We start from the raw sequence: 19,012 nt of genomic DNA on the forward strand, positions 1-19,012 counted from the left end.
GCCCGCGACCCTTACCTGTCGAAGTCCAGGTCGAGCATGCGGATCGCGTTGCCGCGCATCAGCTTGTAGACCGTCTCGTCGTCGAGGCCCTTCACATGGTCGAGGGCGACCTCCTTGGTGTGCGGGAAGGTCGAGTCGACGTGCGGATAGTCGGTCTCGAAGGTCGCGTTGTCCCGCCCGACCACATCCAGCGAGGCGACCCCGTGCTTGTCGCGGAAGAAGCAGCAGAACATCTGCCGGTAGTAGTACGTCGACGGCGGCTCGGGGATCAGGTCGCGCACGCCGCCCCAGGCGCGGTGCTCCTCCCAGACGTCGTCGGCGCGTTCGAGGGCGTACGGGATCCAGCCCATCTGGCCTTCGCTGTAGGCGAGTTTGAGGGTCGGGTACTTCACCAGGACCCCGCTGAAGAGGAAGTCCATCATCGAGGCCATCGCGTTGTTGAAGGAGAGCGAGGCCTGGACGGCGGGGGGCGCGTCGGGGGAGGCGGCCGGCATCTGGGAGCTGGACCCGATGTGCATGTTGACGACCGTCCCGGTGTCCTGGCAGGCCGCGAAGAAGGGGTCCCAGTAGCCCGAGTGGATGGAGGGCAGTCCGAGGTAGGTGGGGATCTCGGAGAACGTCACCGCCCGGACACCCCTCGCCGCGTTCCGCTCGATCTCCTGGACCGCCAGGTCGATGTCCCACAGGGGGATCAGACACAGCGGGATCAGCCGGCCGCCGCTGTCACCGCACCACTCCTCGACCATCCAGTCGTTGTACGCGCGCACACAGGCCAGGGCGACCTCCTTGTCATGCGCCTCGGCGAACGTCTGCCCGCAGAAGCGCGGGAAGGTCGGGAAGCAGAGCGAGGCCTCGACGTGGTTGAGGTCCATGTCCGCCAGCCGCGCCTTCGGGTCCCAGCACCCGCGCCGCATCTCCTCCCGGGTGATCCCCTCCAGCGTCATCTCGTCCCGGTCGAAGCCGACGGCCGCGATGTTCCGCTTGTACGGGAACTTCAGGTCCTCGTAGATCCACCAGTCGGTCGGCTGCCCGTCCGGGTCCATCGTGATCTGGTACTTGCCGGCGACGTACGCCAGCTCGCCGATGCCGGCGGTGAGGGGCTTGGGGCCTCGGTCGCGGTACTTCTCCGGCAGCCAGGTCTCGAAGAGGTGCGCCGGTTCGATCACATGGTCGTCGACGCTGATGACGCGGGGCAGTTCGGTCATAAGTTCCCCCACTCAGTGGCCTCAGATATCTGATGGACCGTCAGATTCACTCCATCAAGCAGGCTAGTCCCGACCCTCTGGACCGACAAGGCGCCGAGCCCTACGCTCTGCCCACAATCTGACTGCCCGTCAGCTCCATGAGGGGGCCGCCGTGAACGACACCGCCCACGCGCTGAGCGAGTCCCGCACGCTCTGGGAGCTGGTCTCCCGCCGCGCCGACCTCACCCCCGACCGGCCCGTCCTCCTCCAGGACGACCGCACGCTGAGCTTCGGCGAACTGCGCGCCCGGGCCGAGCGGGTGGCGGCCGGGCTGTACGACAGGGGCGTACGTCCCGGCACCGTCGTCGCCTGGCAGCTGCCCACCCGGATCGAGACGGTCCTGCTCTCCTTCGCCCTGGCCCGCCTCGGCGCCGTCCAGTCCCCGGTCATCCCCTTCTACCGCGACCGCGAGGTGGGCTTCGCGCTCAGGGAGTCGAAGGCGGAGTTCTTCGCGGTGCCGGGCGAGTGGCGGGGCTTCGACCACACGGAGATGGCGCGCCGGCTGGAGGCGCGGGGCCTCTTCGAGGCGTACGACCGCCTCCCGGACGGCGACCCCTCGGTGCTCCCGGCCCCGCCGGCCGACGGCACCTCCGTCCGCTGGATCTACTGGACCTCGGGCACCACCTCCGACCCCAAGGGCGTCCTGCACACCGACCGTTCACTGATCGCGGGCGGCTCCTGCCTCGCCCACGCGCTGCGGCTAACCCGGGACGACGTCGGCTCGATCGCCTTCCCCTACGCGCACATAGGCGGCCCGGACTACCTGGTGATGCTCCTGCTGTACGGCTTCCCGGCGGTGATGTTCGAGCACTTCGCCCTGCCGGCCGCGCTGGAGGGCTACCGCAAGCACGGGGTGACGGTGGCGGGCGGGTCCACGGCGTTCTACTCGATGTTCCTCACCGAGCAGCGCAAGCAGCCGGGAGTGCCGGTCGTCCCCTCGCTGCGGCTGCTCGCGGGCGGTGGCGCCCCGAAGCCTCCCGAGGTCTATCACTCCGTCGTACGGGAGATGGGCGTCCAGCTCACCCACGGGTACGGCATGACGGAGGTCCCGATGATCACGATGGGGGCGCCCGACGACTCGGCGGAGAACCTGGCGACGACGGAGGGGCGGCCCCCGGCGGGGATGGAGATACGGATCGTGGACGGGGAGGTGCGGCTGAAGGGGGAGGCCGTCTGCCAGGGGTATCTGGATCAGGCGCAGTCGGCGGCGGCCTTCGACGCGGACGGGTTCTTCGTCACGGGCGACCTCGGGCATCTCACCGACAGCGGCCATCTGGTGCTGACCGGACGGCTGAAGGACGTCATCATCCGCAAGGGCGAGAACATCTCGGCGAAGGAGATCGAGGATCTGCTGCACCGGCATCCGGCCGTCCAGGACGTGGCGGTGATCGGGCTGCCGGACGCGGAGCGGGGGGAACGGGTCTGCGCGGTGCTCGAACAGCCGCCGGGGGTCGACCCGCTGACGCTCGCGGACGTCACGGGGCATCTGCGCGCGGAAGGGCTGTCCGTCCACAAGCTGCCGGAGCAGGTGGAGGTGGTGGAGGCCCTTCCGCGCAACGAGACCCTGCGGAAGGTACTCAAGTACAGGCTGCGCGAGCGCTACTCGTGAACGGCTGCTCGTGAACGGCTGCTCAGGAACGGCTGCTCAGGAACAGCTGCTCGTGAACGGCTGTGGTGACGGCTGTTCGTGAACGGCTGCTCGTAACGGCTATTCGGGCACGGTGAAGTAGCGCGCGAACGCCGTCACGACCTCCGACTCGCTGACCTTGCCGTCGGTGTCGGTGTCGAGCGCGGCGGCGGTCGCGTTGGCGATCTCCACGGGGACACCGAGGGCCTTGAGGACCCGGGCGGTCTCCTCGACCGTGGCCGTGCCGTCCCCGTCGGCGTCCGCGACGGCGAGGGCCGCGTGCAGGAAGGGACGGGCGATCTCGGCGAAGCGGTCGGGGTTGTCCCGCAGCCGCTTGACCGCGCCGTTCACGAACTCGTCCCGGGTGATGCGCTGGTCGCCGTCCCGGTCCGCGATTCCGGCCATGCCCTGCCAGAAGGCCTCGGCGCCGCCGTACAGCGCCTGGCCCTTGTCGGACCGGGCGGTGGTGTCGAACTCGCCGAGAACCGCCTTGGTCGCCGCGTTGAAGTCCTCGCGGTCGATCCAGCCGTTGCCGTCCTGGTCGAAGGTGGCGAACCGGGCGGCGATCCTGCGCTCGTACTCGCTGCTGACCATGTCTCTTCGGGCCCGCCTAACGTCAAGTGGGGTGCTTCTCGCAGGGAGCGTACGACGCCGGCGGCCCGGGGCGGAGCGGAAAGCGGCGCTTGTACCAAGACTGCGGGAATTCTGGGACAACAGTGTGGCCACCGTGGCACCTTCGGGTGGGGTGGCTCACACGTATGTGCTGCTCACCGGGTGAGCGGGAAGGGCGCGGGCGCTCAGGCCGACAGGGGGTCGGCCTCGGCCTCGTCGTCGGACTCCGGTGCGACCGCCGAGCGGACGTCCGGGTGGACGTCGAAGAGGCGGCGGACGCCCAGGGCGGCGAGGACGCGGTTGACGTGCGCGCCCTCGGCCGGGCCGCCGCCCGCGTGGCCGTCGGCGGGGAGGATCAGCCGGAGGCGGCCCCGGCAGGAGCGCATCAGCCGCCGGGTGGCGACGAGCACCCCCACACCGCTGGAGTCGCAGAAGACGACGCCGGAGAGGTCGAGGACGAGACTTCGGCGGCCGTCGGCGACCGCCTCGTGCACCCGCTGGCGGAGCACGGGCGACGTCACCAGGTCCATCTCTCCCGACACGTGCAGCACGGCCCACCGGCCTTGCTCGCCGTCGGTCACTTCGAACGCCACCGGATGCCTCTCAGTCGCCGAACCGGAAGCCACTGCACCGCTTCCTGCTGCGCGGCTGCCCCGCCGTCGTTCCATGAAACACCCGTAGCCCACCGAAAGCGCGTGGTAAGCGAGCCATTTCAGGGGCCTTTTCGGTGCGATTTCCATCGAGTACGGTCGCAGGTGATCGACTATTGATCGTGAATGGATCCGAGACGGTCCTGAGTGGTCGGATTCGCGCAGGGATGGAGCCCAGGAGGACCGCACGGGCATACGGAAGGCGGGCAGACGCCCACGTGGGCGGCATGGAAACGGCTTACGGCGGAGGTTCATACCACCTCCGGCCTGGCGAGGGGCGCGCATTGCCATAAAGGGGCGTGCGCGGTCAGCCGTGCCGACTACATTCGGGACGGCAGTGCACACAGGCTGGAATCAGGCCGGAATCGGGCTGGAATCAGGCCGGTTCGACGCCGGGGCTACACGAGTCCACAGCTCGGCGGTCATCAGGAACGGCGCAGGTACGAGCAGGTGAGGGGGTCGTATGGCGGCGAAGGACGCACCGCCCCGCTGGGACCGCAGGATGCAGCAGCGGCTGACGCACGGCGAGGCGGCGGCGCTCGGTGAGCTGTACGACCGGTTCGCGACCCTCGTGCACGGTCTCGCCCACCGCGTCCTCGGCGACGAGCGGGGCGCCGACGGCATCACCCGCGAGGTGTTCCTCCAGCTCTGGGAGAACCCCGAGGAGTACGACCCCAAGCAGGGGCCCCTGCGCTCCTGGGTGGCGGCGCTGACCCACCGCCTGGCCGTGCAGCGGCTGCGCGCCACCGAGACCGCCGCGCTCGCCCGGGGCGGCGAGGGCACCACGGAGGAGCTGGAGCGCAAGGTCCACCACGCGTCGGTGGCCGCCCGCGCCGACTACATAGTGCAGGCGATGCCCACGCCGTTGCGGGCCGCCCTGGAGCTGGCGTACTTCCAGCGCCGCGACTACCGCCAGACCGCCACCGACCTCGGCGTCACCGAGGACGAGGCCCGCCGCCGCCTCCGCCTCGGCCTCCAGCTCCTCTCCACCGCCCACGACACCCGCCCCTCCGGCACCCCACCCGAACCCGGCGGTGCGCTGTGACCACCGGCACGAGCCCCGCCGGGGCGTACGACGACGAGCCGGAGGGGCCGGGCGCCCAAGGGGAGGCCGAGCGCCCCTCGCCCCAGCCCGGCAGGGTGCCGTCGACCATGGGCCCAGTGAACGACGAGCGACCACCGGCAGACCCCGGCGGCCCAGCGGACCCCGGCGACACCGACCCGGCGGCTTCCGGTGACACCGACCCGGCGGCTCCCGGTGACCGTGACGGCGGTCCCGGTGGGCCGGACAGGCCCGGAAACAGCGGACCCCGGAGCGGCAGCGGCGAACCAGCGGGTCCCCGCCGCCATGGCAGCGGCCCCGGCGAGCCATCCGAACCGGACAAGCCCGGAAACAGCGGGTCTCAGGGCGGCGGCCACGAACCGGCGAGGCCCCCTCGCCATGACGGCGGCCCCGGTGGGCCGGCCGGGCCGGGGCTGCCCGGCAGCGGTGGGTCTCAGGGTGGTGGCGACAGGTCGCCGCGTATACCGCTGCCGCGGGCCTCCGTGGAGGACAGTGGGCTGCCGTTGCCGGATTCCGTGGCCGAGCCGGCGCCGCCGGCGCACTCCGGGCTCGTACATCACGCTCCCCTCGTCCTGGAGCACCGTGTGCTCAAGGCGCTGCTCGGGGCCTGGGCGCTGGCGGCGTGTTCGGCGGAGGAGGCGCTGGCCGTCGAGGAGCACCTGGGGTCGTGCGGGTCGTGCGCGGACGAGGCCCGGCGGCTGCGGGAGGCCGTGGGGCTGCTGCATCCGCCGGAGAGCCTCGATCTCGATCCGGCGCTGCGGACCCAGGTGCTGGACGTCTGCCTGGGCCGGCGCCCGCCCCGCGTCCCCGTGCCGCGCTGGACCGCCCCGTACGACGCGGAGACCGCGCGGCTGGACGCGCTGCTGCAGGACATCGGCACCGCCGACTGGCACACGCCGGTGCGGCTGCGCTGGTTCGAGGGCGAGGGCCCGGTGAGCCGTCGTACGACCGTCGCCGGGGTCATCGCCCATCTGATGACCGTCGACGGGCTGGTCGCGGCCGCGCTCGGCCTCGACGACCCGCTCGGCCGGCTGACGGCCGCCCCGGACGACGGCACGCCCGAGGCGCGCACCGAGGCGTTCTGGAAGGCGTCCCACTTCCCGCCCACCCACACCATCCGCGCGCCCTGGCGGGAGCAGAGCCACGACATCGTCCGTACGACGGCCTTCGCGGGCGGCGGCACCCCTGACGACTCCGCCGACTCGGGCCGGCTCCCGGTCTCGTACGGCGGCTTCGCGCTCCCCCTCCGGGACGCGATGCTGGACCGGGCCTTCGAGTGCTGGATCCACGCGGAGGACATCGCGGAGGCCGTGGACTACCCGTACGAGCCGCCCTCCGGCCGCCATCTGCACGGCATGATCGACCTCGCGGCCCGGATGCTCCCCGTGTCCCTGGCCGAACGCCGCCGGACCGGCCTCGCGTCCCCGCCCCCGCCCGGCCGCCACCTCGTCCCGGCCGGGACCCCCGGCCGCAGCCTCCGCCTGGAGATCGAGGGCTCCGGCGGCGGCGAGTGGCTCATCCCCCTCGACTCCCCCGCCGCCCTCGGCTCCGCCGACCACGAGGTGGCCCACGTGGCCCTCGACGGCGTCGAGTTCTGCCGACTGGCCGCGGGCCATGTCCCGCCGGAGGAGGCGGCCGCGGGACAGGTCGGCGACCGTCAGGCGATAAGGGACGTCCTGTTCGCGGCGGCGGCACTGAGCCGCATGTAGCGGAGGGCCCCTGGTGACCGCAGGGTCACCTTCAAGGGGCGCGGGGAACTGCGCGACAAGCCACGACTCACCCGCACCCGCCGACGCACAGGCACCCCCGAGCCACGAGGCGCCCCAGCCCGGCGGAGCCACTGGGCGCCCCACCCCGGCGGAGCCCCTACGCGAAGACGACCGTCCGCCGCCCGTTCATCAGAATCCGCCGCTCGGCGTGCCACTTGACCGCCCGCGCCAGCGCCTGGCACTCCACATCACGGCCGATCGCGACGAGCCCCTCGGGGGTCACCCCGTGGCTCACCCGCTCGACCTCCTGCTCGATGATCGGCCCCTCGTCGAGGTCGGCGGTGACATAGTGCGCCGTCGCCCCGATCAGCTTCACACCACGGGCGTGCGCCTGGTGGTACGGCTTCGCGCCCTTGAAGCTCGGCAGGAAGGAGTGGTGGATGTTGATGATCCGCCCGTTGAGCTGCTTGCAGAGGTCGTCGGAGAGCACCTGCATATAGCGGGCCAGCACGACCAGCTCGACGTTCTCCTCGCGCACGATCGCCAGCAGCCGCGCCTCGGCCTCGGCCTTGTTGTCCCGGGTCACCGGAATGTGGTGGAAGGGGACGTCGTACGACCCCACCAGCTCGGCGAAGTCGGTGTGGTTGGACACCACCGCCGCGATCTCCACCGGCAGCGCCCCCGTGCTCGCCCGGAACAGCAGGTCGTTCAGGCAGTGCCCGAACTTGCTGACCATCAGGACGATGCGCATCTTCTCGTCGGCCCGGTTGATCTGCCAGTCCATCTGGAACGAGTCACCGATCGCCGCGAAGCTGGCCCGCAGCTTCTCCACGTTCACCGGCGCCTCAGCCGAGAAGTGGACGCGCATGAAGAACAGACCCGTGTCGTGGTCGCCGAACTGCTGGCTGTCCTCGATGTTGCCGCCGGTCATGAAGAGGTAGCTCGACACGGCGTGCACGATGCCGGGCTTGTCCGGGCAGGCGAGGGTGAGGACGTACTGGTCGGCGGGTGCCGCGGCTCGGGTGGACTGCTCGTTCATGCCCGACAGGGTCCCATATGGCGTACCCATGTCGGCAATCGTCCCGCGGACCGGACCACCCGCCCCGGCAACCGGCCCCGAGCCGCAGCCCGGACAGCCGCAGCCCGGACAGCCGGTCCCCGAACGACGGTCCTGAACGCCGGCCGTGAACGCCAGTCTCGGCGGTCCCGGACGGCGGTCCCGGAGGCCGGGCTACGCCGCCCTGGTCATGATCCGCAGCACCTCGAGCGTCCGCGGCGGCACGTCCGGGTCCTCCCCGTCGCTCACCGAGAGGCGTACGTGGGCCTCGCGGGCGGCGCGGACGGCCTCGGGCCAGGCCTCGTGGTCGAGGTAGGCGGAGACGGGCGCGTCCGGGCCGACCTGGTGCATGATGCGCAGCACCCGCAGTACGGCGGTGTCGACGAGGGCCGCCTCCTGGGCGTCACGGAAGATCGTGCCCACGTACTTCTCGGCGGACCAGTTGTCCAGCCAGGTGTCCTCGACCAGGCGGTACACGGCGTCGGTGACGTCCCCGTACCCGTCGACACCGGCCAGCCAGACGTTCTGCTGGAACGCCGGGTCGGAGAGCATGTGCAGCGCGGAGCGCACATTGCTGCGCCAGCGCCACCACGGCATGTCATTCAGTGGCATGCCGCCCATGGTGGATGAGCGACGCCCGCGACGGGAAGGGGTCTCAGGACCTTCGACGGTCATGGATCGTGCGTTCCTCTCTGAAACCACTCGAAAATACGATCGTAGCTCCTCGTAATTCACCTCCCGGTCACCCCACGTTGACCATCCGTCACGCCCGGGTTGGTCATGTGACGGAATCGTGCGGAGCCATGACCGGCTTCCAGGCACGACGGACCCTCTTCCCCCAAGGCCTCGCCAAAGGCCTGGTCAGAGCCACCACGCTGGCGGCGTGCGCGTCACTCGTCGCCGGGTGCGGGGTCATCCCTGGTACCACGGGGGGTACCGGGGACGGCCCCGTCACCGTCATGACCTGGGCCCCGGAGAAGACCGCCGCCACCAACAAGCCGGGCATGCCCGCCATGGCCAAGGCGTACGCCCGCTGGGTCAACGCCAACGGCGGCATCAACGGCCGCGAGCTGAGGATCCTCACCTGCAACGACCGGAACGACACCGTGTCCGCCGCGAAGTGCGCCCGCCGCGCCGCCACGGAGGACGCCGTCGCCGTCGTCGGCTCCTACAGCCAGCACGGCCGCTCCTTCCTCGCCCCGCTGGAGTCCGCGGGCATCCCCTACATAGGCGGCTACGGCGTCACCGACGACGAGTTCGCCAGCGCCCTGTCCTACCCGGTCAACGGCGGCCAGGCCGCGCTCATGGCCGGCCTCGGTGAACAGCTCGCGGAGGCCTGCGGCCCGGTCGCCCTCGTGCGCCCCGACTCGATAGTCGGCGACCAGCTGCCGCTGCTGCTGGACTCGGGGCTGCGGTCGGGCGGCCACGACAGGTCCGAGGACCAGCTGGCCGCCGAGGACGCGACGGAGTACGGGGAGCATGCCCGGGAGGCGCTGCGGCGGGCGAGCACGGACCCGGTGGCGGAGGGGTGTGTGGTGCCCGCGCTGGGCGACCGCACGTTCACCTTCATGGACTCCTTCCGCCGTGACCGCGACGACTATCCGGACGTCCGCACCGGCACCGTCATCGGCAGCGTCGACCAGACGGTGATCGACTCGACCGGCGGCAGGTCGGGGCCGTACGAGGGGACATACGTCACCGGCTGGTACCCGGTGGAGACCGACAAGCGGTGGGACCGGATGAAGCGGGTGATCCGGGAGCACGCCTTCGGCGACAACCGGATCGATCCGGCGGACCCCGGTGTGCAGACCACGTGGATCGCGTACACCGTCCTGAAGGCCGCGATCGAGGCGATCGGTGACGACGAGGTGACCTCCCGGGCGATCCGCCGTGTCCTCGACGGCGGCCTGAAGGTCACCACGGGCGGTCTGACCCCCACGCTCAGCTGGCGCTTCGAGGACCTCATCGCCTCCGCCGGCTTCCCCCGTCTGATCAACGCCGAGGTCACGTTCCAGGTCGTGCGCAAGGGCCGACTGGTCGCCGCCCGGCAGGGGTTCGTGAACGTGGAGAAGACCCTGGTGGACGCGGAGAGCTGAGAGCCGAGGGCTGCCGGCCCGGGGAGGCGGGGCCCGCACGGGTGGGGGCCGCACGGGTGGGGGCCGCACGGGTGGGGGCCGGGGCCCCTGCTACAGCTGGACCGCCTGGCGTTCCGTCAGGCCGTAGGTGGTGGCGATCGCGTTCCACAGCTTGGCGGCCTTGTTCTTCTCGGCGCTCGCGGTGGCGCTGGCCTGGTTGCCGGCCTGGGTCTGGCCGGTGGTGCGGGCCTGGCCCTTCTTGCAGCCCTTCTTGCCGGCGGCCTGGTCGGCCCAGGCGGCGTAGTGGTTGTCGGCGGAGGCGGAGGCCTTCCACGCCTTGGTGAGCGCGGTGGTCAGGGCCGCGTTGTCCGGCAGCTTGTCCACGGACAGCTCGCCGAGCTTGGTGACCAGGTCGTTGCGCTGCGCGGCCGCGGCCCGGAGGTCGGTGGCGGCCTGGCCCAGGTTGGTGCAGGACTTGATGTTGGCGACCGCCTTGATCACGCTGCTCCGGCTGTCGCCGCTGTCCGCCAGCAGCTTGTCCAGCGCGACCGCCTGCTCCTTCGCCGGGTCCGCCGACGCGGAGGCCGACTCCTCGGGCGCTCCGGTGGCCGACACGGGCTTGTTGTCGTTCTGCGCGGCGTCGTCGCCCCCGGTCCCGGCCATCAGGGCACCCGCCCCGATCCCGAGCACGGCGATGCCCACGCCGACGAGCGCGATGAGCGGCACCCGGGATCTCCGTCCCCCACCACCCCCGCCGTCCCGTCTCGCGGAGGCCCGCCCACCGTGACCGCCGTGTCCACCGTGGCCGCCGTGAGCAACGGGTCCCGGCGCGCCATAACCGGCGTGCCCGCCGGGCCCACCCGGGCCACCGGGGCCCTGCGGCATCGGCGCGGCCTGCGCGTGCTCGATCTTCGGCATCTGCTGCGTGGTCCCGGCGGCGCCCCCGGCCCCCGGCTCGTTCCGGAAGAGACTGTCGAACACGTCCGGCTGCTGCTGCCCCGGCGCGCGGTACGGCTGGGACGGGGAGTGAGGCTGCGGCGGCGCCTGCCCGGCCACCGGCGGTATGTACTGCGTGGCCTCGGCGTCCGGGTTCCCGTGGGGCGCCTGGTGCACGGGCCCGCCGGGGTTGTCGGTGGGCGGCAGCGGCCCGGCACCGTGGTTCGGCACCCGGCCGAGGTACGTCGTCGCGTCGGCCGACGCCTCCGGCGGCAGCGCGCCCGGTCCCACCGGCGGCAGGTACTGCGTGGCGTCCTCCGCGGCGGGCGGCGCCGGAGCCACCGGCGGTATGTACTGCGTGGCGTCCTCCATGGGCATGGCCCCGGCCGACGGCACATGCGGGATGTACTGGGTGGCCCCCTCGTCCATGGGCGGCAGCGGCGCGCTCCGCTGCGCAGGCCGCGCGGCGTCCGACGCCGGCGACACCTCACCGGCGACCGGCGGCAACGGCGCACCCGAGCCCGCCCCGCCGCCGTACCCCTCGCCGCCGTAGGACGCCCCTCGCGCCCCCTCCGGCGGCAACGGCATCCCGCCCTGCCCGCCTACGCCGCCCTGCCCGCCGTACTGGTCCTGCCCGCCCTGACTTCCGTACGCCTCGTGCCCGCCTTGGCCGCTCTGGGCGCCATACGCCCCCTGACCGCCCTGGCCACTCCGGGCGCCATAGGCGTCCTGGCCGCCCTGGCCGCCGTACGCGTCCTGCGTCCCCTGACCGCTCTGGCCACCCCACTCCGGTGCGGGCGGCGCGCTGTTCCACTGGTCGGCCTGCGGTGGGGTCGGCTCGGCGGCGCCCTCAGGACTCCACTGCCGCTGCTCCCACTGCTGGGCCAGGGCCGGCGGCAGCGGGGCCGGCGGCAGATCGCTCGGATGGAGCGGCGCGCCACCGTCCGAGGGCAGCACGATGCCTTCGTGCGCGGTCCGCGCCGAGGGCTCCTCGCCCTGTCCACTCTGCGTCACCGAGACTCCTACGAACGGGGGACTTGCGGAATCGTCGACTCACGCTACCGGGTCCCGGTGACAGCCCACGCACCACCCGCGCCACGATGAGGGGGCTGAGCCCTCCTCAGGGGCGCGAGGAACTGCGCGATCAGCCACAACCCGCCCGCAGCCGCGCGAACGGCCTGAGTACCCCGCCCGGAGCGCTCTACGCCGCCTGAAGTTCCATCCGCGCCCCGAACTCCCGAACCACCGCCTCCTCCCTGAACGGCTCCAACCGCTGCTGGAAGTCCTCCAGGTACTCGGCCCCCCGGTTCGACCGCAGGGACCCCAGCAACTCCACGGCCTTCGTCCCCGTGTGACAGGCCTGCTCGACCTCCCGCTGCTGCACCTGCGCCGTGGCGAGCAGCACATATCCGATCGCCCGCCGCCGCGCCCGCGACTCGGGATGCTTCGCCAACGACTCCTCGGCCCGCCGCGCCGCCGCCTCGGCCTGCCCGAGGTCCCGGTGGCAGTGCGCCAACTCGTCGGCGAGATAGGCCTCGTCGAAGTGCTTGATCCACACCGGGTCGTCCCCGGACGACGGTTCCGCCGCCTCCAGCGCCTCCACGGCCCGCCCCGCCGCAGCCTGCGCGGCCCGCGCGTCACCCATCAGCGCGTGCCCCCGCGCCTCCGCCGCGTGGAACATCGACTCCGCGCGCGGAGTGGCCCGCCCCCGCGCCCCTTCCTGCGCCGCGCGCGCCAGCTGCGCGATCTCCCGCGGGTTTCCGAGCTGCGCGGCGAGGTGGCTCATGGACGCGGCGAGGACGTACCCGCCGTACGCGCGGTCGCCCGCGGCCTGGGCGAGGCGGAGCGCCTGGATGTAGTACCGCTGGGCGAGCCCGGGCTGCCCGGTGTCCACGGCCATGTACCCGGCGAGCTCGGTCAGTCGGGCGACCGCGGCGAACAACTCCCGCCCCACCGCCTCTCGGTAGGAGCCGGCCAGCAGCCCCGAGACGACGCTGTTGAGGTAGTGCACGACGACCGGCCGTACATGCCCGCTGCCGTATTGATGGTCGAGGTCGACGAGCGCCTGCGTCATCGCGCGTACGGCCTCCACGTCGGCGAGCCCCACCCGGGGTCCGGCCGAGCGGGCCACTTGGGAGTCCGGCGCGGAGATCAGCCAGTCGCGGCTGGGCTCGACGAGGGCGGAGGCGGCGACGGACGACCCGGAGAGGAAGTCCCGCCGCCCCACGTCGCTGCGCCACAGCTCGCAGACCTGCTCGATGGCTCCCAGTACCGTCGGCGAGAACTGGAGGCCGACGCCGGACGCGAGGTTCTTGCCGTTGGCCATGCCGATCTCGTCGATCGTGACCGTCCGGCCCAGCTTGCGGCCCAGCGCCTCGGCGATGATCGCGGGCGCCCGGCCCCGTGGCTGCTGTCCGCGCAGCCAGCGCGCGACGGACGTCTTGTCGTAGCGCAGGTCGAGGCCGTGCTCCGCGCCGCACATGTTGACCCGCCGGGCCAGCCCCGCGTTGGAGCAGCCCGCTTCCTGGATGAGCGCCTGCAGTCGTTCGTTCGGCTGCCTGGCGACGAGCGGCCTTGCGGCCATGGCGTACCCCCTGTGGCTGTGGTGCCTGCCCACGCACCGAGTTGACGTGTCCTCAGCGGTCGAACCCCGTCGCATGGGTGTACCCACGCATCGAAAAGATCCGGCCTCGAAGATCAATGCCCCGCCGACATACCGAAGATGCGAGACATGCCAGAATTGCCGGGGTAAACACGGATGCTGTACCCCACACGTGGCTACCCGACTCACTCCGTGATCCCTCCCGCGCGCCCCCGAGCGTGCACCCATGCGCCCCGGCCTCGTGATCGATGCTCTCCCCCGCGCATGTGACATCCGTAACCCCTGATGACCGCTAGAGTTGTGTTCATCGTGGAAGAGACCATCGCGGGCCCTGAAGCTGCCCAAATCCCGAAGCAGCGTGGTGAATCGCTGCTGGACACCGCCGTTCGATACGCCGAAGAGCGCCACTGGGACGTTTTCCCGGGTACATGGCTGGAAGCCGTCGACGGGGTGCAGCACTGCTCCTGCGGCAACGCGGCGTGCGCCACCCCCGGCGCGCACCCGGCGCGCGAGGACTGGGAGACCCAGGCGACAGGCAGTGCGACCGTCGCACGCCGTCTGTGGTCGAAGCAGCCCACCGCGTCGATCCTGCTGCCGACCGGCCGTACGTTCGACACGATCGACGTTCCCGAGACCGCCGGTCTGCTGGCGCTGGCCCGCATGGAGCGCATGGAGCTGACGCTCGGGCCGGTGACATGGACGCCGGACCGTCGTATGCAGTTCTTCGTACTGCCGGGCGCGTCGGTGAAAGTCCACGATCTGGTACGGAAGTTGGGGTGGTCGCCGCTCGCGCTCGACCTCAAGGCGTTGGGTGAGGGCGAGTACGTGGCGGCTCCGCCGACGCGGTACGGGTCGCGGGGGGCCGTGCAGTGGGCCCGCCGTCCCACGCCGGCGAACCGGTGGCTGCCGGACGCGGAGGAGCTGATCTCGCCGCTCGCGTACGCGTGCGGTAGGGACGGGCGCCGGTAACGCTTCGGATGGGGTGCTTCGGTAGTCGCGCGACTGCGGGTTGAATGGGGCTGGTCGCGCAGTTCCCCGCGCCCCTTACGGGTCGCCGGGTACCCCGTCTCCCCGAAGGAGCAGCCGGTGTGAGTGGTGCTGGTGCTGTCGCTGCTGTCCGTGTTCAAGGGCTCTGGAAGCGGTTCGGGGCCCAGGTCGCCGTCGCCGGGATCGATCTGGAGCTGCCCGCCGGGCGGTTCATCGGGCTCGTCGGGCCGAACGGGGCCGGGAAGACCACCACGCTGTCGATGGTCACCGGGCTGCTGCGGCCCGACCAGGGGTCCGTGGAGGTCGTCGGGCACGACGTGTGGCGGGACCCGGTCGAGGTGAAGGCCCGCATCGGGGTGCTGCCGGAGGGCCTGCGGCTCTTCGACCGGCTCACCGGACGCGAACTCCTCTCCTACACAGGGCGGTTGCGCGGCCTGCCCGGTGCCGAGGTCGACAAGAGGGCCACCCAGCTGCTGGACGTCCTCGACCTCGCGGGCGCCCAGCACAAGCTCGTCGTCGACTACTCGACGGGCATGCGCAAGAAGACAGGTCTCGCCGCCGCCCTCCTCCACAACCCCGAAGTCCTCTTCCTGGACGAGCCCTTCGAAGGCGTCGACCCCGTCTCCGCCCAGACCATCCGAGGCGTCCTGGAGCGGTACACCTCCTCCGGCGCCACGGTCGTCTTCTCCTCCCACGTCATGGAACTCGTCGAGTCCCTCTGCGACTGGGTGGCCGTCATGGCCGCCGGCCGCATCCGCGCCCACGGCCCCCTCGCCGACGTACGCGGGGACGCGCCCTCGCTGCAGAAGGCGTTCCTGGAGCTGGTGGGCGCGAGCGAGCGGCACACGGGCTCGGACCTGGACTGGCTGGGCGGCGGGGCGGGACCGCGATGAGCCCGGCCGCCGGCGCCGGCTCCGTGACCGCCGTCGTCGTACGCCTCAAGCTGTCCCTGCTGCGCAACGGACTGCGGCAGTCCGCCGGACGGCGGGCCGCGTACGTCTTCTCCGTCGTCTTCGTGCTGCTGTTCGCGGCCCTCCAGCTGGTCGGGCTGATCGCGTTGCGCGGCGAGGAGCACGCGGCGGCCCTGACCGTGCCGCTCGTGGCCTTGGTGGCGCTGGGGTGGGCGGTGATGCCGCTGTTCTTCCCCAGCGGGGACGAGACGCTGGACCCGACCCGGCTGGTGATACTCCCGCTGCGCCCGCGCCCGCTCGTACGGGCCCTGCTCGTGGCGTCCCTGGTCGGCATCGGCCCACTGTTCACGCTGTGCCTGCTCCTCGGGTCGGTCATCGCGGTGGCACACGGGCCGGCCGCGTACGTCACCGCCGTGGTCGCGGTGCCGCTCGCGCTGCTCGGTTGTGTGGCGCTCGCCCGGGCGGTGGCCGCCGCCAACATCCGCCTCCTGACCAGCCGCCGGGGCCGCGACCTGGCCGTCCTGAGCGGCCTCTTCATCGCGATCGGCGTCCAGGTCGTCAACTTCGGCATCCAGCAACTGGGTTCGGCGGGCCTGGGCGAGCTGGACCCGGTGGCGGACGTCCTGGGCTGGGTGCCCCCGGCGTCGGCGCTCGGCGCGGTGCGGGCGATGAGCGAGGGCTCGTACGGGGTCGGCGTAACCCAACTGCTGCTGAGCGCGGGTGCGTTGGCGGCACTGCTGCTGTGGTGGTCGCGGACGCTGACCCGGCTGATGACGTCGCCGGACGGCTCGACCCTCCCGTCCGTGGAAGCGGGCACGAGGAAGACCCGCTCCACCGGCCTCAGCCGACTGCTCCCCGCCGGCCGCACCGGCACGATCATGGAACGCGGTCTGCGGTACGCCTGGCGCGACCCGAAGACGAAGGCGGCGTGGGTGACCTCGCTCGCCATCGGCCTGATCGTGCCCGTCTTCAACGCCGTGCAGGACACCGGCTCGGTCTACTTCGCCTGCTTCGCGGCGGGGATGCTCGGCATCCTCATGTACAACCAGTTCGGGCAGGACACGTCGGCGTTCTGGATGGTCGCAATGACGATCTCCTCCACGCGGGACGCGTACGTCGAACTGCGGGGCCGCGCCCTGGCGTTGCTGGTCATCACCCTGCCGTACGCCACGTTCGTCACCGTCGTGACCACCGCGATCCTCGGCGACTGGCCCGCCCTGCCCGAGGCCCTCGGTCTCTCCTTCGCCCTCCTCGGCGCGATGCTCGCCGCAGGCGCCTGGTCCTCCGCGCGTTTCCCCTACTCCATCCCGCAGGAGGGCTACAAGAACGTCGCGCCGGGCCAGGCCGGCCTCGCCTGGATCTCCGTCTTCGGCGGCATGGTCGGCGCCGCGCTGCTCTGCCTGCCGGTCATCGGCCTGACCGTCTGGGTGAACGTGGCGGACGGCGGGGACGCGTGGACGTGGACGACGCTGCCGGCGGGGGCCGTGTACGGGGCGGGGGTCGCCGTGCTGGGGCTGCGGCTGGCGGCACCTCGGATGGCTGCACGGCTGCCGGAGATCCTGTCCGCGGTGAGCAAGGGATAGCTTTCACGCTGCGGGCGGGTGGGGGTTGTTCGCGCCAACCGAACCCGCACCCGCACCCGCCGACAAGCCTCGCCCCCGAGCTACCAGGCGCCGGCTCAGTCGGACAGGTCGTCCAAGAACGGCTCTATCGCCGCGCGCCACGCGTCCGGCTGGTCGTAGTGGACGAGGTGGCCGGCGTCGGCGACCTCCGCGTACTGGCCGTGGGGCAGGACGCGGACCATCTCCTGGGACTCCGCGCGGCCCAGCTCGCCGTCGAGGCCGCGGACGACGAGGGCGGGGCACCGGACCTGCGTGAGCTCCTCCCAGTGCGCGTCGTACACCCAGGTCTCGCGGGTCGTGAGCATCTGCTCGGGGTCGAAGACGGGCCGCCAGCCGTCGGGGCTCTCCTGCATGACCTCGGCGTAGAACTCGCCGCGCGACGGGCTCGGGCGCTCCACCCAGGGGTCGTCCTCGCCGAACCACTTGCGGACGTCGGCGAGGGTGGCGAAGGGCAGCGGCCAGGCCTTGAACCAGCTCTCCCACTCGCGCTGCGAGGCGGCGCCGAGCGCCGAGGCCCGCATGTCGCAGATGATCAGGCCGCGCACCAGGTCGGGGCGCTTGGCGGCCAGTTGCCAGGCGGTCAGCGCGCCCATGGCGTGGCCGATGAGGACGACGGGGGCGAGGCCCAGCTGTTCGATCGCGGCCTCGGCGTCCTCGACGTAGGCCTCACGGGTGTACGCGGCCTTCTCGGGCTTGGCGCTCTGGCCGTGGCCGCGCTGGTCGAGGGCGACGGCGCGGTGCCGTTCGGAGAGCCAGCGAGCGGTGGGGGCCCAGTGCGAGGCGCGGCCCATGAGGCCGTGCAATAAGAGGACGCCGGGCCTCCGCGCGCTGTCGCAGACGCCGTCGGCCGCCCGTTCTCCGGCCCTGTCCCCCGTGATGTCGTCGACCTGATCGCCGGTCTTGGGCGGGTCGCCGAACTCCCAGGCGGCGAGACTCACGCCGCCCGCTCCCGTCACGTCGATGCGCCGCACCATTGGCACCCCCCAGACTCCCGCCCGGACCACTCGCTCCCGCCTCACGCACACGCTCGGAACCGGCCGGTCCACTCGTCCAACTGCTGTCGTACCGCTGTTTCCGCTGTTGCTCCGCTGTTGTTCCGGTGCTGCTGGTCTTGCTGCTCTTGCTGGTGTTGCTGGTCTTGCTCCGGCTGCTGTCGCCGCCACGCGCGCCGCCCGGACGGCGGGCACTTGTGTTACAGCGTGCATACCGGTTGACACGTTACGTGTGGGGTGCGCGCGTCAGTCATGGCACGGGTCACGCAGCGCCACGCCGTACACGTTATCGAATACAGATTCGAAGATGCCGTCGGCGGCGACAACACCCCTCATTCGAGTGACCCGCCTCGGGGATTGCCCGCCGCCACCGAGGGGAGATCTTCAACGGGAGGCGGACCGCTCGGGGAAAACGGTCCGAGGGGGATGACCCTGGGAGCTCGGGGCTCCGGGTCAGCACAGGGGAGGACAGGCCCCGGCGCCACACGGCGCCGGGGCCCTCCCCATGTCCACGGCACATCCGCCCCGCCCCCTCCCCTGCCACCGGAGATCGCCGTCTCGGGCGGCCAAGAGCCCCTCAGGTCATATGCCTCACGCGCAAGCCTCGCACGCGAACGGCCCGAGCGCTGCGATTCGGCACAGTCAACGACCCAGGACTTAAAGTCCCGGGGTTGCACAACGGGCGCCACTGGCTGTGGCGCTGCGTTTGCGTCCTGTCCCACGCCCCCGGTTGGGGAAGTGGGTCTGGGGCGGTTGACTGCGCCCCGCATCGCCACAACTCCCACGCACGGGCGCGGATGTTGCGGGAGCTGTTCCGGTCTGCGTGATCAACGAATCCGCAGGACCGGCATGCGAACCGGGCCTGGGAGACCCGGTTCGCGTGGTCGATGTGCCCGCACTCGGCGCAGGTGCGCGAGGTGTACGC

At 71.9% G+C, this 19,012-nt stretch carries 16 protein-coding genes; 7 read left to right on the plus strand and 9 right to left on the minus strand.

Annotated elements, in window-relative coordinates:
• Positions 1-11 precede the first annotated feature (11 nt).
• Positions 12-1,205 (minus strand): amidohydrolase family protein, encoded by a 1,194-nt coding sequence (locus ACWD26_RS21445; RefSeq protein ID WP_451272299.1) that lies wholly within the window; start codon positions 1,203-1,205, stop codon positions 12-14.
• Positions 1,206-1,356: 151 nt separating this feature from the next.
• Here ACWD26_RS21445 and ACWD26_RS21450 point away from each other — a divergent pair, with 151 nt between their 5' ends.
• Positions 1,357-2,853, plus strand: a complete 1,497-nt coding sequence (locus ACWD26_RS21450; RefSeq protein WP_451272301.1) for a class I adenylate-forming enzyme family protein — start codon at positions 1,357-1,359, stop codon at positions 2,851-2,853.
• A gap of 99 nt (positions 2,854-2,952) precedes the next feature.
• On the opposite strand, the gene ACWD26_RS21455 is transcribed toward ACWD26_RS21450, so the two are convergent.
• Complete coding sequence (locus tag ACWD26_RS21455; RefSeq protein ID WP_451272303.1) at positions 2,953-3,465, minus strand: EF-hand domain-containing protein; 513 nt, start codon at positions 3,463-3,465, stop codon at positions 2,953-2,955.
• 203 nt (positions 3,466-3,668) lie between these two features.
• Positions 3,669-4,076 carry an STAS domain-containing protein gene (locus ACWD26_RS21460; RefSeq protein WP_451272305.1) on the minus strand — a complete coding sequence of 136 codons (408 nt, stop codon included), beginning with the start codon at positions 4,074-4,076 and terminating at the stop codon, positions 3,669-3,671.
• Positions 4,077-4,596: 520 nt separating this feature from the next.
• Between ACWD26_RS21460 and ACWD26_RS21465 the strand changes: the two genes are divergently transcribed.
• Together ACWD26_RS21465 and ACWD26_RS21470 are read left to right on the plus strand one after the other, a co-directional pair.
• Entirely contained in the window at positions 4,597-5,178 is a 582-nt protein-coding gene (locus ACWD26_RS21465) for a sigma-70 family RNA polymerase sigma factor (RefSeq protein ID WP_451272307.1), read from the plus strand.
• Between the two features lie 107 nt (positions 5,179-5,285).
• Positions 5,286-6,905, plus strand: coding sequence for a zf-HC2 domain-containing protein (locus tag ACWD26_RS21470; RefSeq protein ID WP_451272350.1), 1,620 nt, complete (start codon positions 5,286-5,288; stop codon positions 6,903-6,905).
• Positions 6,906-7,062: 157 nt separating this feature from the next.
• On the opposite strand, the gene purU is transcribed toward ACWD26_RS21470, so the two are convergent.
• Both purU and ACWD26_RS21480 read right to left on the minus strand, forming a co-directional pair.
• Positions 7,063-7,944, minus strand: coding sequence for a formyltetrahydrofolate deformylase (gene purU / locus ACWD26_RS21475; protein WP_451272309.1), 882 nt, complete (start codon positions 7,942-7,944; stop codon positions 7,063-7,065).
• 192 nt (positions 7,945-8,136) lie between these two features.
• Entirely contained in the window at positions 8,137-8,637 is a 501-nt protein-coding gene (locus ACWD26_RS21480; protein ID WP_451272311.1) for an SCO4402 family protein, read from the minus strand.
• Positions 8,638-8,765: 128 nt separating this feature from the next.
• Here ACWD26_RS21480 and ACWD26_RS21485 point away from each other — a divergent pair, with 128 nt between their 5' ends.
• Entirely contained in the window at positions 8,766-10,058 is a 1,293-nt protein-coding gene (locus ACWD26_RS21485; protein ID WP_451272313.1) for an ABC transporter substrate-binding protein, read from the plus strand.
• 90 nt (positions 10,059-10,148) lie between these two features.
• Here ACWD26_RS21485 and ACWD26_RS21490 read toward each other — a convergent pair whose 3' ends face one another.
• Positions 10,149-11,987, minus strand: a complete 1,839-nt coding sequence (locus tag ACWD26_RS21490) for a hypothetical protein (protein ID WP_451272315.1) — start codon at positions 11,985-11,987, stop codon at positions 10,149-10,151.
• Positions 11,988-12,174: 187 nt separating this feature from the next.
• Positions 12,175-13,557, minus strand: coding sequence for a transcriptional regulator (locus ACWD26_RS21495; RefSeq protein WP_451272317.1), 1,383 nt, complete (start codon positions 13,555-13,557; stop codon positions 12,175-12,177).
• A 327-nt stretch (positions 13,558-13,884) separates the two neighbouring features.
• Here ACWD26_RS21495 and ACWD26_RS21500 point away from each other — a divergent pair, with 327 nt between their 5' ends.
• Genes ACWD26_RS21500 through ACWD26_RS21510 form a run of 3 tightly spaced genes read left to right on the plus strand, consistent with a single transcriptional unit; the run spans position 13,885 to position 17,056 of the window.
• Positions 13,885-14,544, plus strand: a complete 660-nt coding sequence (locus ACWD26_RS21500; RefSeq protein WP_451272319.1) for a bifunctional DNA primase/polymerase — start codon at positions 13,885-13,887, stop codon at positions 14,542-14,544.
• Between the two features lie 44 nt (positions 14,545-14,588).
• Positions 14,589-15,455 (plus strand): ABC transporter ATP-binding protein, encoded by an 867-nt coding sequence (locus tag ACWD26_RS21505; protein WP_451272321.1) that lies wholly within the window; start codon positions 14,589-14,591, stop codon positions 15,453-15,455.
• Positions 15,452-17,056, plus strand: a complete 1,605-nt coding sequence (locus tag ACWD26_RS21510; protein WP_451272323.1) for a transporter — start codon at positions 15,452-15,454, stop codon at positions 17,054-17,056. Before ACWD26_RS21505 ends, ACWD26_RS21510 begins: the two co-directional genes overlap by 4 nt.
• A gap of 95 nt (positions 17,057-17,151) precedes the next feature.
• Here the strand turns inward: ACWD26_RS21510 and ACWD26_RS21515 are convergent, their stop codons facing one another.
• On the minus strand, positions 17,152-18,069 hold the full coding sequence (locus ACWD26_RS21515; protein WP_451272325.1) for an alpha/beta fold hydrolase: 918 nt from the start codon (positions 18,067-18,069) through the stop codon (positions 17,152-17,154).
• A gap of 595 nt (positions 18,070-18,664) precedes the next feature.
• Positions 18,665-18,976, minus strand: a complete 312-nt coding sequence (locus ACWD26_RS21520) for a hypothetical protein (RefSeq protein WP_451272352.1) — start codon at positions 18,974-18,976, stop codon at positions 18,665-18,667.
• Positions 18,977-19,012 lie beyond the last annotated feature (36 nt).

It is taken from the genome of Streptomyces sp. NPDC002787 (assembly GCF_053592095.1).